The sequence below is a fragment of the Streptomyces mangrovisoli genome (assembly GCF_000974985.2).
GTDB classification, from domain to species: Bacteria; Actinomycetota; Actinomycetes; order Streptomycetales; family Streptomycetaceae; genus Streptomyces; species Streptomyces mangrovisoli.
In genome coordinates, this window is record NZ_LAVA02000005.1 from 81,307 (window position 1) to 96,451 (window position 15,145).

Consider the following 15,145-nt stretch of genomic DNA (forward strand, 5'->3'; position numbering starts at 1 on the left):
CCAGGCAGTCCGATGCGGTGCAGATGCGGCGCGATGGTGGAGGGGTCTGATGACTCAGGGGGCCGGTCAGGGACCCGAGACGGAGCGGACGGCGACGTTGCGCGACTTCCGGGTGCCGGGGTACGTCCATGAGACCGGTCCGTACGCCCAGAGCCCCCATGCCGAGGAGGCCGTACGCCCCGTCGAGGAGCCACCCGTGGAGCTCCCGGAGGGCTACACGCCCACCCAGCGCGACCTGCCGGTCATCAACCGCGGCGACACCGTCCAGGTCGCCGTGGCCCCGGTGCCCCGCCCGGCCCAGCCCGGTCAGGGACCCGGCCCGCTGTTCGTCGTGGGCGACGTGCACGGCTATCTCGACGAGCTGCTCGCCGCGCTGCGCGAGCAGGGCCTCGTCGACGAGGCCGGCCAGTGGTGCGCCGGCACCGCGCGGCTGTGGTTCCTCGGCGACTTCACCGACCGCGGCCCCGACGGCATCGGCGTCATCGACCTGGTGATGCGGCTGTCCGCCGAGGCGGCCGCGGCCGGCGGCTACTGCAAGGCGCTCATGGGCAACCACGAGCTGCTGCTGCTCGGCGCGAAGCGGTTCGCCGACACCCCCGTCAACTCCGGCGCGGGCACCGCCACCTTCCAGGCCGCCTGGCTGCTCAACGGCGGCCAGAAGACCGACATGGACCGCCTCCAGGACCACCACCTCCAGTGGATGGCGCGCCTCGACGCCGTGGAGGAGGTCGACGGCCATCTGCTCGTGCACTCCGACACCACCGCCTATCTCGACTACGGCGACTCGATCGAGGCGGTCAACGACACCATCCACGACACCCTCACCCGCAACGACGCGGACGAGGTGTGGGATCTGTTCCGCAAGTTCACCAAGCGCTTCTCCTTCCGCGACGAGGGCGGCGCGGACGCCGTGCGCTCCCTGCTCGATACGTACGGCGGCACCCGCATCGTTCACGGGCACAGCCCGATCCCCTATCTGCTGAGCGAGTCGGGCCCCGAGGAGGGCGACGAGACCGCGAGCCCCGTGATCGACGGTCCGCACGTCTACGCCGACGGACTCGCCATCGCGATGGACGGCGGCGTGACCATGGCCGGAAAGCTGCTGGTCCAGCAACTGCCGCTGCGCGACTGAGGGTTCACCCGGCCGGTTCCGCCCGGCCTGGGACCGTGCAGGGCAGGGGCCAATTTCCGGAAACCCCCTGTCACCGCGTGCCGTCCCCGCTCTACCATCGGCTTATCCGTAGCAGGCTCCCCTCCGTTTCTGCCCGACGGCTCGTCAGCGTGCGAGCCCCAAGCCCTACGGAGCATCGGGGGATGCACATGAACAGCGTTCCGCAGCACCTGCTGAGCGAGGACCGCCAGGAATACGAGCGGATCCTCGATGAGGCGCTGCGCTCCGCACCTCACCGCCCGGAACTGGCCGCTGTGGGTCAGCGGCTCAATGTCGAACAGCTGCGCACCATGGCGCTGAACGCCACCACCCTCATCACGGCGGCCGCGGCGACCGAGTACCAGCACTACGTGAAGGTCCGCGAGGAACTGCGCCGACCGGCGCCGTCCACCCCGTCCACCGCGACCGGCTCCGAAGAGCCGGGCGTCGGCGCGATGGGGCTCGCCACCACCATGGGAGAGGTCGCCGAGACCGCCGGCGCGGGCGCCGTCGCCGTCGTCGCCGTCCTCGCTCCCGTCCTCGCCGGCACGGCCGCGGCGATCTTCCTGCTCGTCGGGTACGTCCTGAAGATGCTGGACCCGGAGCCGGCGTTCGCCCGCACCATGCTCACCGCGGGCTGGGTGTTCGGCGCGATGACCGCGGCGGCGATCCTCGTAGCCGCGGTCGGGCTGCTGCTCACCGCGCTGCGCAACCGGCCCGCCTTCGAGCACGGGCCGTACGCGGAGCTCTCCGAGGAGGTCGCGCTCGCCAGGGAGTCCTGGCGCGAGGCCCTGCTCGAGCGGGGCGTCCTGCCCTTCCTGCGGGACGCCCTCGCCGACCCCGGCACCGCCGCCGCACTGCACCGCGTGGCGCCGGAACCGGAGCCGACCGGCCGTATGCCGCACCTGGGCTACGGCCGCCCCGGCTTCAGCAGCCCGGACGACGGCCCGGCACCCGGCCACCGCCCCAGCTTCACCAGCCCGGACTTCACCAGTCCGGACTTCGGCGGCCCGGAGCACCAGCCGGAATGACCCTCGGCTTGCGCGTCCCCGCTCCACGAGGGGAAGCGCAGGCCGAACCCCCGGCCCGAGGCCCCGCCCCCGCCTGCCCGCACGGCGGGTGACCCGTCATGCCCGCGCACGGCCGGGCCGGGGCCGCCGACCCGCCGTCAGTCCGCGATCGGCAGATAGACCCGGTTCCCGCTCGCCGCGAACTCCTTGGACTTCTGGAGCATCCCCTCGGCGACCTCCTCGGGCGAGGCGCCCTCGCCGGCCGCGCCGCCGAACTGCTCGGTGATGGTGTGGCTGATCTTCATCGAGCAGAACTTGGGCCCGCACATGGAGCAGAAGTGGGCCGTCTTCGCGGGCTCGGCCGGAAGGGTCTCGTCGTGGAACTCCCGGGCCGTGTCCGGGTCGAGGGCCAGGTTGAACTGGTCCTCCCACCGGAACTCGAACCGCGCGTCGGACAGGGCGTCGTCCCAGTCCTGCGCACCGGGGTGGCCCTTGGCCAGGTCGGCCGCGTGCGCCGCGATCTTGTAGGTGATCACGCCAGTCTTGACGTCGTCGCGGTTGGGCAGACCCAGGTGCTCCTTGGGCGTCACGTAGCAGAGCATCGCCGTGCCCCACCAGGCGATCATCGCGGCGCCGATACCGGAGGTGATGTGGTCGTAGGCCGGCGCGACGTCCGTGGTCAGCGGGCCGAGCGTATAGAACGGAGCCTCATCGCAGATCTCCTGCTGAAGGTCGATGTTCTCCTTGATCTTGTGCATCGGGACATGTCCCGGGCCCTCGATCATCGTCTGTACATCGAAACGCCTGGCGATCCGGTTGAGTTCCCCGAGCGTGCGCAACTCCGCGAACTGCGCCGCGTCGTTGGCGTCCGCGATGGACCCCGGGCGCAGCCCGTCGCCCAGCGAGTACGTGACGTCGTAGGCGGCGAGGATCTCGCAGAGCTCCTCGAAGTTCTCGTAGAGGAACGACTCCCGGTGGTGCGCCAGGCACCAGGCCGCCATGATCGACCCGCCGCGGGAGACGATGCCCGTCTTGCGGTTCGCCGTGAGCGGGACGAACGGCAGGCGGACCCCCGCGTGCACCGTCATGTAGTCCACGCCCTGTTCGGCCTGCTCGATGACGGTGTCCTTGTAGATCTCCCAGCTCAGTTCCTCGGCCCGGCCGTCGACCTTCTCCAGCGCCTGGTAGAGCGGCACCGTGCCGATGGGAACGGGGGAGTTGCGCAGCACCCATTCACGCGTGGTGTGGATGTTGCGCCCGGTGGAGAGGTCCATGACCGTGTCGGCGCCCCAGCGGGTGGCCCAGGTCATCTTCTCCACCTCCTCCTCGATGGAGGACGTCACGGCGGAGTTGCCGATGTTGGCGTTGACCTTCACCAGGAACCGCTTGCCGATGATCATCGGCTCGATCTCCGGGTGGTTGACGTTCGCCGGAAGCACCGCGCGGCCGGCCGCGATCTCCTCGCGGACCACTTCGGGGGAGACGTTCTCCCGGAGGGCGACGAACTCCATCTCCGGCGTCACCTCGCCCCGCCGCGCGTACGCCAGTTGCGTGACCGCCCCGCCGTCCCGGCTGCGGCGCGGCTGGCGCGGGCGGCCGGGGAAGACCGCGTCGAGGTTGCGCAGCCCGCCGCGCGGCGAGGTGTGCTTGATGCCGTCGTCCTCCGGGCGGACGGGGCGGCCCGCGTACTCCTCGGTGTCGCCGCGGGCGATGATCCAGTTGTCCCGCAGCGGGGCCAGCCCCCTGCGGACGTCGGTGTCGACGAACGGATCGGTGTACGGGCCCGAGGTGTCGTACAGCGTGACCGACTGCCCGTTGGTGAGATGCACCTGACGGACCGGCACCCGCAGATCGGGGCGCGAGCCCTCGACATACGCCTTGTGCCAGCCGTTGGACTTCCCGGCCTCCGTCGCGCTCGATCCCTCGGTGGAGATCTGCGTGGAGGCAGGCGTGCGTGCGTCCTTGTTGGTCATGAGACCTACTCCCTACGCCGGCATTACCCGGTAACAGGTTCGGCGGTCGACGCAGCGGTCACCGTCGGTCGAGGTCTCCGGGGAACATCGTCTGTTCCACGTGAAACATCGCAACGACGGAGGTCAGCGCCCTCTCAGCCCGGTGCTCCGAGCTCCCGCGTGTGCAAAGGTGCCTCCACGCTAGCGTCATGTGTGGCACGAAGAACAGTGCGCCTCCCGCGTTCTTGCGATGATGCGCCGGTGACCACGACACACCGGCCTCCGTTTCCCCCTCCCGATCAGGGCGGCCCGCATCACCATGGGCCGGGCGACGGGCAGCCGTACGAGGACGGCCGGCGACACGCACCGGACGGCGTCCATCGGCACACGTCCGACGGCGGCCACGGCCATCCACGCCCCGGCGGAGAGGGCCCCGGCGGCCACGGTGACCGGCGCCCGCAGGAACACGGCGCCGGACACGGGCACGGTCACAGCCACAGCCATGGCCCCGCAGCGCCCGTCTCCCGGCGGCTGCGCCGGGTGATCGCGGCGATCCTGATCCCCTTCGCCGCGGCGGTCGTGGTGGGCCTCGTCGTCCTCTGGCCCGGTGGCGCACCGCCGCACCAGCGCACGGGCGTCGGCTTCGACCGCCAGACCCAGCCGGCCACCGTCACCCAAGTGGTCAGCGTGAGCTGCAAGTCGGTGGGCGCCTCCAGCGGCGGCTCGGGCAGCGCCGATTCCGCCTCCGCCGATTCCGCCGGCTCCGCCGCGGACTCCGGCTCGGGCGGCACCTGCAAGAAGGCGACCGTCCGGGTCGACTCCGGCAAGAACAAGGGCCGTACCTTCACCGAGATCGTGCAGCCGGACCAGTCCCGTCAGCTGCACCAGGGCGAGAAGGTCGAGGCCGCCTACGAGCCGACCGCGCCCAAGGACCTGCAGTACTCGGTCGCCGATGTGAACCGCCGCTTCCCGGTCGCCCTGCTCGCCGGGATCTTCGCGCTCGCCGTCGTGGTGGTGGGCCGGATGCGCGGCGTCATGGCCCTGGTGGCGCTGACCATCAGCTTCCTGGTGCTGACGTTCTTCATCCTCCCGGCCGTCCTCCAGGGTTCCGACCCGCTGATCGTGGCCGTCGTCGGGTCGAGCGCCATCATGCTGATCGCCCTGTATCTGTGCCACGGACTGTCGGCCAGAACCTCGGTGGCCGTGCTCGGCACCCTGGTCTCGTTGTCGCTGATCGGCGTGCTCGGTTCCCAGTTCATCGACTGGTCGGCGCTCACCGGCAACACGGACGACAACACCGGTCTGATCCACGGCCTGTACCCGTCGATCGACATGAGCGGCCTGCTGCTGGCCGGCGTCATCATCGGCTCGCTCGGCGTCCTCGACGATGTGACGGTCACCCAGACATCCGCGGTCTGGGAGCTGCACGAGGCCAATCCAGCACTGGGGCGGCGCGAGTTGTACCGCGCGGGCATCCGGATCGGCCGCGACCACATCGCGTCCGTCGTCAACACCCTGGTGCTCGCCTACGCGGGTGCGGCGCTGCCGCTCCTGCTGCTGTTCTCGATCGCGCAGAGCAGCGTGGGAACGGTCGCCAACAGCGAACTGGTCGCCGAGGAGATCGTCCGCACGCTGGTCGGCTCGATCGGCCTGGTCGCCTCGGTGCCGGTCACCACGGCGCTCGCGGCCCTCGTGGTCGCCGCCGACCGTCCGCATCCGGAGACGGCGGCGGGTTCGGCGGCAGGGCACCCGCCGGCCGCAGGGACCATGGGCTCGGCGGCCGCCGGGACCGCACCGGTGCCGCCCGCCCGGGGCGGGCGGGGCCGACGCCGCAAGCGGTGACCGAGACCTTCGGCAGAAGCGTTACTGCGGAGCCCAGGACGGGCTGAAGCGACCACGGCACCGCCGTCGTGACCGCCGTGGCGCTTCAGCCCGCGCTCTGTTCCTCGGCCAGGATCCGGTCCAGGGCCTCGTCGAGATGCGCGTCGAAGTCGGCGAGCGCGCCCTCCTGGCCCAGCGGCACCAGTCGGTCGGTCCGGTCCAGGAACGCCACGAGCGGCGCCGCGCCGGAGCGGAACAGCGCGTGGTCGGTACCGACCTGAAGGCGGATCAGCACATCGCCCGCCGTCTCCGGCTCGGCCGGGGTGATCCGCACATCTCCGTCCCCGCTCGGCCCGCTGACTCCGTCGATCAGCAGCTCCCGACCGAAGGCCCAGGTCACCGGGGCGTCCCCGGGCAGATGGAAGGTCAGGCGCACCGCGTAGGGATCGCCGAGCTCGTACCGCAGTTCCACCGGGATACGAAAGGAGAGCTCCTCGGAGACGAGAAAGCTCATCATGACCTCTGCCTGTACGGACTCGCGCATCGCCTATCCCGTCATATGACACCGACTGGCCGGGAATCATCCCTTGGACCCCGATGGCATCTTGCTCAACGTGTATGCCAGATCACAAGGAGTGAGTTTTCAGATACTGATAGAGAGCGGGAAGGCCTCTGGCAGGCGCCCGATCTCCTGCTGCAGCCACTGCACCGCGGGCAGCAGACGGTCCGCCTGGTGGGAAGGGAGGGACAGAGCCACGGTGGCGGCCGTCGACCCCATCGTCAGGGGGATCGCGGCGCACACCACCCCCAGCGCGTACTCCTGCCGTTCGAGCACCGGTTCCATGCGTCCGACGCGCTCCAGGCGCCGCAGCAGTGCCTTGTCGTCACGGACCGTGTACGGGGTGAGGGACCGCACGGGATAGCGGCTGAGATGGTCGCGGCGGGCTTCCTCGTCCAGTTGGGACAGCAGGCACTGCCCGACCGCATGGGCGTGGGCGGTCTGCCGGAAGTCGGCCCACTCCTCGACCGCGGGGCTGCCCACGGAGTCGGAGACGGACAGGACGGTGATCTCGCCGTCGCGATAGACCGCGTAGTAGATCGGCGCACCGATCGAATCACGCCATCCTGCCAGGGTGTCGATCACCATGCTGCGACGTTTCTGCTCCGCTCCGCTGCTGTGGAGCCGGGCGGCCGCCTCGCCGAGGAAGAACAGGCCCTTGTCACGCCGTAGATAGCCCTCGTGGACCAGCGTGCGCAGCAGGTGGTAGGCGGTGGGCAGAGCGAGGCCGGTCTCGCGGGCCAATTGCTTTGCGGGGGCGCCCTGTTCGTGCGCGGCGACGGACTCCAGCAGCCGCATCGCGCGCTGCACCGAGCCGATGAGCGTGGCCGTCCGGTCCTGGGGCGGGTCCTGCGGCTCTTCCCGCGATCCCGGCTCCGCCGCGGCCCGGGGCTGGGTCGGCATCCCGGGGGGACACCGCTGGAGCGGTGGTACGGGGAAGGCGTGCGGTTGTGCGGTTGCGGTGTCAGCCGTGGCCAAGGGGGCACTCCCGGAGCGAGGGGGCAGCCCGTGTGGGGAGACACGGGTGGGGGGTGTACTCCGCCCGCGGGGCATCGACCCCGCGTCGATGCCCGGACTCTAACCGTGTGCCACCGTGTGACGTCGGCCTGTCAGCAAAACTTCCCTCCCGCGAGGGAACCGGCGTTACCTGTGACCGCCGGTCCCCGGGGTGCTCACCAGTCGCTGCGGGACGAGGAGCTCGACATGAACTTCCGCACCACGTAGATCAGACCGCCGACGAGGGCGACGAAGACCAGCAGCTTGAACAGCAGACCGATCACGAAGCCGACCACGGTCGCTATCAGTCCGCCGAAGACGACCAGGGCGATGACCGGCACCGCGACCCACTTCACCCACCACGGCAGACCCGAGAAGATCTCACCCATTGCCCTCGTCCCTTGCCTTCCTGCCCCGTCCTGTGTACCGGGTTCGGTCGAATGCCCGCACCTTCTGGTGCCGGATCATGCTGCCTTGCTGTCTTCGATGCTAGGGCCGGGAGGGGGTCCGGCGGACGTCTCGTATCCCTTGTCCTCCCCTGACCGATCCCCTAGGGAACCCGGAGACGCCGGCTCAGGCCTCGGGCGGAGAGAACACCACCAGGACCCTGAGGTCCTCGCTGATGTGGTGGAACTTGTGGGCGACCCCGGCCGGCACGTACACGACGCTGCCGCGGGCCACCTGCGTGGTCTCCAGGCCCACCGTGATCGCCGCGCGGCCGCTGACGACGAAGTAGACCTCGTCCTGCCGATGCGGGGACTGCGGGTCGTGGGCGCCCGCGTCGAGCGCGTACAGGCCGACCGACATGTTCCGCTCACGCAGAAACTGCAGGTACGCCCCGTCGTTGGCGGCGCGTTCCGCCTCCAGTTCATCAAGCCGGAATGCCTTCATGGTCCTTGCCCACACTCCTCATGGATCTCTTCTGTCACGATCAGACACATGAAGAATTTCGTAGTCAAGACGATAGCCAACGCCGGCGCCCTGGCGGTCGCCGTATGGCTGCTCGACAAGATCACCCTGACCGGTGACAGCACGGCCAAGAAGGCGTGGACGCTGCTCCTCGTCGCGTTGGTGTTCGGAGTGGTGAACTGGCTGGTCAAGCCGATCGTCAAGGTCCTGACCTTCCCCCTGTTCATCCTGACGCTCGGCCTGATCACCCTGGTGGTCAACGCGCTGATGCTGCTGCTGACCTCCTGGCTCTGCGACAAGCTGAATCTGAGCTTCCATGTCGAGGGCTTCTGGACGGCCGTATGGGGCGGTCTGATCATTTCGATCGTGTCCTGGGCGCTCAACATGGTCCTGCCGGACGAGGACTGAGGACGAAGAGAACCGGGAACCGAGGACGAGGACTGAGCACGATGACCTACCGCGTCTGTTTCGTCTGCACGGGCAACATCTGCCGTTCCCCGATGGCCGAATCCGTCTTCCGCGCGCGGGTGGCGGAGGCCGGGCTCGAGGATCTGGTGGAGGTGGACAGCGCCGGGACCGACGGCTGGCACGAGGGCGACGGCGCCGATCCGCGCACCGTCGACGTGCTGGATGAGCGGGGCTACGCCGTCGCGCACACCGCCCGGCGCTTCCAGCCGTCCTGGTTCTCCCGGCTCGACCTCGTGATCGCGCTCGACGCCGGCCACCTCAGGGCCCTGCGCCGGATCGCGCCCACACCCGAGGACGCGGCCAAGGTCCGGCTGCTGCGGTCGTACGACCCCGCGGCCGGCGACGACCTCGACGTGCCGGATCCGTACTACGGCGGCCGGGACGGCTTCGAGGAGTGCCTGGAGATGGTGGAGTCGGCGAGCACCGCCCTGCTCGCCGGCATCCGCGACGAGGTGGGAGGCCGGGCCGCATGAGCACGGCTTCCGATCACGACGGCACGCGTCCGGCGCCCGCCGGCGAGGGCACGCGCGCCGTGCGAGCGGGTCTGCCCGAGCCCGTCAAGCACGAACCCACGCTGCCGGGACCGGTCTTCGCCGCGCACTACCACCTGCCCGGCGACCCCACCGGCCCCTACACCTACGGCCGTGACGAGAACCCGACCTGGAGCCATCTGGAGCGGGCCGTCGGAGAACTGGAGGCACCCGGGCAGGAGGGCGTGCAGACCCTGGTGTTCGCCTCCGGCATGGCGGCGATCTCCGCGGTGCTCTTCTCCCAGCTGCGCTCCGGCGACGCCGTGGTGCTCCCGGACGACGGCTACCAGGCGCTGCCCCTGGTGCGGGCCCAGCTGGAGGCCTACGGCATCGAGGTGCGCACCGCGCCGACCGGCGGCGACGCCCAGCTCGGCGTCCTCGACGGGGCGCGGCTGCTGTGGATCGAGTCCCCGTCCAACCCGGGGCTGGACGTCGCCGACATCCACCGGCTCGCCGAGGCGGCCCACGCGCGCGGCGCCCTGGTGGCCGTGGACAACACGCTGGCGACACCGCTCGGACAGCGGCCGCTGGAACTCGGCGCCGACTTCTCCGTGGCGAGCGGCACCAAGCAGCTCACCGGGCACGGCGACATCCTGCTCGGCTACGTCACAGGACGGGACGAGCAGGCCATGGCCGCCGTACGCCGCTGGCGCAAGATCGTCGGTGCGATCAGCGGCCCCATGGAGGCGTGGCTGGCACACCGCTCCCTGGCCACGCTCGCGCTGCGGGTGGAGCGGCAGAGCGCGACCGCCCTCACCCTCGCGAAGGCCCTGCGCGAACGCCCGGAGGTGACCGGGCTGCGCTACCCCGGCCTGCCGGACGATCCCTCCCACGTCGTCGCGGCGCGGCAGATGCGGCGCTTCGGATGCGTGGTGTCCTTCACGCTGCCCACGCGCGCACGGGCCGACCGGTTCCTCGAGGCGCTGCGCCTGGTGGACGACGCCACCAGCTTCGGCGGGGTGCGCTCCACCGCCGAGCGGCGTGGCCGCTGGGGCGGGGACGCCGTACCGGAGGGGTTCATTCGTCTGTCGGTCGGTGCGGAGGACGCCGAGGACCTGGTGGCGGACGTGGTGCGTGCGCTGGACGAGTCGGCGCGGTGAGCGCTTTACGGACGCCCCGTCGGTGTACGGCTACGCACAACGGACGGTCCGAGCCTCCCCCCTCGTGGCTCGGACCGCCCTCGGTTCCGCGCGCGAAGAACCGCGCGAACCAGGCTAGTTGACTCTGCGTCAGTGTCCAATCACGGTAGCGACAGATCCCTATCGACTTATTTATAGTTGGGGCCCTGCCCAGGGGGCCGCGGCAAGGGCAGGGACTGGGGAGGACGTGCCATGGATCTGGCCTTGCTGCGCACTTTCGTGACCGTGCACCGGGCCGGCTCCTTCACCCGCGCCGCCGCCCTGCTCGGCCTCTCGCAGCCGGCCGTCACCTCCCAGATCCGCACCCTGGAACGGCAGCTGGGGCGCCCGCTCTTCCTGCGCCAGGCGCGTGGGGTGACCCCCACGACCATCGGCGACGAACTCGCGCACAAGGCCGCCCCGCATCTCGACGCTCTGGTGGAGATAGCCGAAACCGGCCTGGACGAGGACTCCTCTTTACGCACCCTGCACCTCGCCGGGCCGCCGGAGTTCACCGCCGAGCGGGCCCTGCCGGCCCTGACCGAGCTGACCGGCGACGACGGGCAGGGCTTCGCCCTGCGGGCCTCCTTCGGCAACGCCGAGGAGACGCTGGAGGGGCTGGCCGCCGGACATCATGATCTGGCCATCAGTACGGCCCGTCCGCGGGGTCCTCTGCTCACCGCGACTGCGCTCTGCGACGAGGAGCACGTCCTCATCGCCTCCTGCCGGTGGGCCAAACAGATCGAGGCCCCGACGCGGCCCGGCACCGGCGCCTCCGCACTGGCGGATCTTCCCCTCGTCGAGGTCCACGAGTCGCTGCCGTTCGTCTCGCGCTACTGGGCGTCCGTCTTCGACTCCCGCCCCTCGTCCTCCGGCACGGTGATCGTCCCCGATCTGCGGGCGGTCCTCGCCTGCGCGATCGCGGGCGCCGGGATCGCGGTGCTGCCGCGCTATCTGTGCGCTCCCGCGCTGGAACGGGGCGAGGTCGTCGCGCTGCACGAGCCCGCCGTGCCGCCGCTGCGGACCTATTTCCTGGTGGTGCGCACGGGCACGCTGGCCATGCCGCACATCGCGCGCGCTTACGACTGGCTGCAACGGGCGGCTTCGGAGTGGTCCTGACCGCCTCGGGACGTCGTGATGTTTCACGTGGAACCAGGCGGGCCACATTTCTCCCATGACCGTCCGACCCGTGGTCAAGCGCACCGCACGCGCCGTCCTGCTGGACGGCGACGACCTGATCCTGATCAAGCGCACCAAGCCCGGCGTCGATCCGTACTGGGTGACACCCGGCGGCGGCGTCGAGCCGACGGACGCGACCGTCGTCGACGCCCTGCACCGCGAGGTCTACGAGGAGCTCGGCGCCAAGATCTGCGATGTGGTGCCCTGCTTCGTCGACACCGTGGAACACATCGGCGAGGACGGCGGCGCGACCGGCGTGAAGGTGCAGCACTTCTTCGTCTGCCGCCTGGAGTCGATGGATCCCGCCCTGCGGCACGGGCCGGAGATCGAGGAGCCCCTGGGCGAGTACGAGATCGTGCGCGTGCCGTTCACGCGGGTCGGGATCGCGTCCGTGCACATGGTGCCGCTGTCGCTCCGCCACTACCTCGACGGCAATATCGAGGGTGTCCGTGCCATGCACGCGCCCGATCTCGGCTGACATGGCATGTTTCACGTGAAACACCCTGAATCCGTCGGGGACTTGTGCGCAGGGCCACGACATGGCCAAAAGCACGGGCGTCTCCCCTGAAACGGCTGGACGCCGGGGGTACCTGTCGGACAGCCTGACCTGCGTGCCGACCTCTCCCCTCGCCGCTCTGCCCATTCGCCGCCTGACGCTTCGCGATCTCACCGCCTGCGCCGACTTGTCCGAGGACCGGGGGTGGCCACGGGAGGAACACAAGTGGGGCTTCCTGCTCACCGCAGGACGCGGCTACGGCATCGACGACCCCGACGGCGGACTCGCCGCGGCCTGTGTCGTCACCGAGTACGGCGGACCCGGCTCCCGTATCGAACTGGGCGCCATCGGCATGGTGCTGGTCGCCGAGCGCCACAGTCGCCAGGGCATCGGACGGCGGCTGATGCACCACGTCGTCGCCACGATGGGGACCACCCCGCTCACCCTGCACGCGACCCCCTTCGGCCGCCCGCTCTACGAGGAACTCGGCTTCAAGGTCACCGGCCGCGCGGAGATGCTGCGCGGCCACTTCACCGCCGACGACACGGATCCGAGGGTTGCCACCCGGGCGGTCACCGCCGAGGACCTCACCACGATCATCAGGCTCGACGAAGAGGTCTTCGGCACCGATCGCACCCACATCATCACCCGGCTCCCCGCCTTCGCCGACCAGCTGCGGGTGGCCGAGGAACACGGCCGGATCATCGGTTACGCCGGCGCCTGGCCGAACATGCGCGACCTCGTCGTAGGCCCGCTGATCGCCCGCGACCCCGAGACGGCGAAGGCCCTCGTCGCCTCGATCGCGGCCCGCACGGACCGGCCGCTGCGCACCGACATCGACGTACGGCACGAAAGCCTGCTGGCGTGGGCGAAGGAGCACGGCCTGGCACCGGCCGGCTTCAACGCCGTCATGACGTACGGGATCACCGAGCTGCCCGGGGACTGGACGCGACGCTTCGCCCCGCTGACGGTCGCGGCGGGCTGAGCACGGCGGGGCGGCTCCTCCCCGGGGGAAGAGCCGCCCTTCTGCCTGCCGGGCCCGACGAGGGCCCGACGGGCGCCGTCAGCGGCCGCTGCGCACCGTCAGTGGCCGCTGTGCGCCTCCGGAGCAGCCGCCTGGCCCGACGGGCGCCTCGCGGAAGCGAAAGGCCGTCAGGCGAGCGTCTCGGCCGCCGCCGTCGCGAAGGAGTGGTCCTGCTCGGGAGCTCCGCCGCCGACGCCCACGGCGCCGACGAGCCGGCCGTCGCGCCGCACCGGGACACCTCCGGCGATGAACAGCAGCGGCCGGTCGAGGGCGGTGGGCAGGGTGTGGAAGAGCCCGCCCGGCTGCACGGCGTCCACGAGGTCGGCGGTGGGCGCGTTCAGCTGGAGCGCCGTGTATGCCTTGCGGGTGCTGGTCTCCCCGGAGATCAGCACGGCACGGTCGTCCCGCCGGAAGGCCAGCAGGTGGCCACCGGCGTCCAGCACGGTGACGCTGACGGCGACTCCGGCGGCGTCGGCGGCTTCACGGGCGGTGGCGACGAGGGCTTCCGCGTCCTCGATGGTCAGCGGGGCGACGGTGGTGGCGGTGGTCATGGGGTCGTTCTCCTTGCGTGTGGTGCTTGGGGTCGGGAGCCCGGTGCCCGGTCGTAGGGGCGGGGTTCAGCGACCGGTGGGGGTCAGGGGTGCGCCGGGCTGCGGCGCTCGGCGGGGACGGAGCCCGCGACGGCGGCGGTGGCCGAGGTGGCGGTGGACACCGGGGCGGTGGACACCGGTGCGGATGGGGCGACGCCACGGCGTTCGAGCGTGGCCGACAGGACCGCGAGCACGAGGGCGGCCGCCGCGAGTGCCGCACCGACCCAGTTGGGGGCGGTGTAGCCGAGGCCCGCGGAGATCACGAGGCCGCCGAGCCAGGCGGACAGTGCGTTGCCGAGGTTGAAGGCGCCGATGTTCACGGCCGACGCCAGCGTCGGGGCGCCGTGCGCCTGGTCCAGGACGCGCTTCTGGAGCGGGGGGACCGTGGCGAAGCCGAGGGCGCCGATCAGGGTGATCGTGACGGCCGCGAGGACCTTGTCGTGCGCGGTGACCGTGAAGAGCGCGAGCACCACGGCCAGGGCGCCGAGCGAGACGTACAGCATCGGCATCAGGGCGCGGTCGGCGAACCGCCCGCCGAGAAGGTTGCCGCCGACCATGCCGAGTCCGAAGAGGACCAGCAGCCAGGTGACCGAGCCGTCCGCGTAGCCGGCCACGTGGGTCATCATCGGCGCGATGTAGGTGACGGCCGCGAAGACGCCGCCGAAGCCGAGGACGGTCATCGCCATGGCGAGCAGCACCTGGGTGTTCCTGAAGGCGGCCAGTTCGTGACGCAGGCGCACACCCTCCGGCCGCGGCATCTCGGGGACGAGCCGGGCGACACCGGCCAGGCCCACCACGCCGAGGGCGGCGACGATGCCGAAGGTCACCCGCCAGCCGACATGCTGTCCGACGAGCGTGCCCAGCGGGACGCCGACCACATTCGCCACGGTCAGACCGGTGAACATCAGCGCGATGGCGCCGGCCTTCTTCTGCGGCGCGACCAGTTCCGCCGCGACCACCGAGCCGATGCCGAAGAAGGCGCCGTGGGCGAGGGACGCGACGATCCGGCCGATCAGCATCACGGCGAAGGTGGGGGCGACGGCCGAGAGCAGGTTCCCGGCGATGAAGAGGCCCATCAGCACCATCAGCATCCGCTTGCGCGGGACCTTGGTGCCGAGGACGGTCATCAGCGGAGCGCCGACCACCACGCCCAGGGCGTAGCCGGTCACCAGCAGGCCCGCGGTGGGGATGGAGACCCCGAAGTCGCCGGCGACCTCGGGCAGCAGGCCCATGATCACGAACTCGGTGGTGCCGATTCCGAAGGCCCCGATCGCGAGGGCCAGAAGCGCGAGAGGCATGTGGGGGTACACCTTCCCAGAGATTGCAGATGCGCTTTGCGTGCG

The 15,145-nt window shown here is 70.8% G+C and carries 16 protein-coding genes; 9 read left to right on the forward strand and 7 right to left on the reverse strand.

What is annotated here, in order from left to right; genetic code table 11:
* Positions 1-49: 49 nt before the first annotated feature.
* Complete coding sequence (locus tag WN71_RS03400; protein ID WP_046583721.1) at positions 50-1,132, forward strand: metallophosphoesterase; 1,083 nt, start codon at positions 50-52, stop codon at positions 1,130-1,132.
* Between the two features lie 182 nt (positions 1,133-1,314).
* Positions 1,315-2,181, forward strand: a complete 867-nt coding sequence (locus WN71_RS03405; protein WP_046583720.1) for a hypothetical protein — start codon at positions 1,315-1,317, stop codon at positions 2,179-2,181.
* 137 nt (positions 2,182-2,318) lie between these two features.
* Here the strand turns inward: WN71_RS03405 and thiC are convergent, their stop codons facing one another.
* Positions 2,319-4,133, reverse strand: coding sequence for a phosphomethylpyrimidine synthase ThiC (gene thiC, locus WN71_RS03410; RefSeq protein WP_046583719.1), 1,815 nt, complete (start codon positions 4,131-4,133; stop codon positions 2,319-2,321).
* 240 nt (positions 4,134-4,373) lie between these two features.
* Between thiC and WN71_RS03415 the strand changes: the two genes are divergently transcribed.
* Positions 4,374-5,954: a YibE/F family protein gene (locus WN71_RS03415; protein WP_046583718.1), complete on the forward strand. Its 1,581-nt coding sequence runs from the start codon at positions 4,374-4,376 to the stop codon at positions 5,952-5,954.
* An 85-nt stretch (positions 5,955-6,039) separates the two neighbouring features.
* On the opposite strand, the gene WN71_RS03420 is transcribed toward WN71_RS03415, so the two are convergent.
* The 4 genes from WN71_RS03420 to WN71_RS03435 all read right to left on the reverse strand — a co-directional run bounded on the left by WN71_RS03420 (position 6,040) and on the right by WN71_RS03435 (position 8,379).
* A complete protein-coding gene (locus WN71_RS03420; protein WP_046583717.1) occupies positions 6,040-6,477 on the reverse strand; it encodes an SsgA family sporulation/cell division regulator in 438 nt (145 codons plus the stop codon).
* Positions 6,478-6,576: 99 nt separating this feature from the next.
* Positions 6,577-7,395: an IclR family transcriptional regulator gene (locus WN71_RS03425; RefSeq protein ID WP_046583716.1), complete on the reverse strand. Its 819-nt coding sequence runs from the start codon at positions 7,393-7,395 to the stop codon at positions 6,577-6,579.
* Between the two features lie 269 nt (positions 7,396-7,664).
* Positions 7,665-7,877, reverse strand: coding sequence for a DUF5326 family protein (locus WN71_RS03430; RefSeq protein ID WP_046583715.1), 213 nt, complete (start codon positions 7,875-7,877; stop codon positions 7,665-7,667).
* 184 nt (positions 7,878-8,061) lie between these two features.
* Complete coding sequence (locus WN71_RS03435; RefSeq protein ID WP_046583714.1) at positions 8,062-8,379, reverse strand: cupin domain-containing protein; 318 nt, start codon at positions 8,377-8,379, stop codon at positions 8,062-8,064.
* A gap of 48 nt (positions 8,380-8,427) precedes the next feature.
* On the opposite strand from WN71_RS03435, the gene WN71_RS03440 reads away from it, so the two are divergent.
* From WN71_RS03440 to WN71_RS03465, 6 genes are all read left to right on the forward strand, one after another.
* Entirely contained in the window at positions 8,428-8,805 is a 378-nt protein-coding gene (locus WN71_RS03440; protein WP_046583713.1) for a phage holin family protein, read from the forward strand.
* 41 nt (positions 8,806-8,846) lie between these two features.
* A complete protein-coding gene (locus WN71_RS03445) occupies positions 8,847-9,338 on the forward strand; it encodes a low molecular weight protein-tyrosine-phosphatase (RefSeq protein ID WP_046583712.1) in 492 nt (163 codons plus the stop codon).
* On the forward strand, positions 9,335-10,495 hold the full coding sequence (locus tag WN71_RS03450; RefSeq protein ID WP_046583711.1) for a cystathionine gamma-lyase: 1,161 nt from the start codon (positions 9,335-9,337) through the stop codon (positions 10,493-10,495). Before WN71_RS03445 ends, WN71_RS03450 begins: the two co-directional genes overlap by 4 nt.
* A gap of 231 nt (positions 10,496-10,726) precedes the next feature.
* A complete protein-coding gene (locus tag WN71_RS03455; RefSeq protein ID WP_046583710.1) occupies positions 10,727-11,632 on the forward strand; it encodes a LysR family transcriptional regulator in 906 nt (301 codons plus the stop codon).
* A gap of 55 nt (positions 11,633-11,687) precedes the next feature.
* Positions 11,688-12,170, forward strand: a complete 483-nt coding sequence (locus tag WN71_RS03460) for an NUDIX domain-containing protein (RefSeq protein ID WP_046583709.1) — start codon at positions 11,688-11,690, stop codon at positions 12,168-12,170.
* Between the two features lie 133 nt (positions 12,171-12,303).
* On the forward strand, positions 12,304-13,173 hold the full coding sequence (locus tag WN71_RS03465; protein WP_046583708.1) for a GNAT family N-acetyltransferase: 870 nt from the start codon (positions 12,304-12,306) through the stop codon (positions 13,171-13,173).
* A 167-nt stretch (positions 13,174-13,340) separates the two neighbouring features.
* Here the strand turns inward: WN71_RS03465 and WN71_RS03470 are convergent, their stop codons facing one another.
* On the reverse strand, positions 13,341-13,763 hold the full coding sequence (locus tag WN71_RS03470; protein ID WP_046583707.1) for a GlcG/HbpS family heme-binding protein: 423 nt from the start codon (positions 13,761-13,763) through the stop codon (positions 13,341-13,343).
* A gap of 83 nt (positions 13,764-13,846) precedes the next feature.
* Positions 13,847-15,100, reverse strand: coding sequence for an MFS transporter (locus WN71_RS03475; RefSeq protein ID WP_046583706.1), 1,254 nt, complete (start codon positions 15,098-15,100; stop codon positions 13,847-13,849).
* Positions 15,101-15,145: the final 45 nt, after the last annotated feature.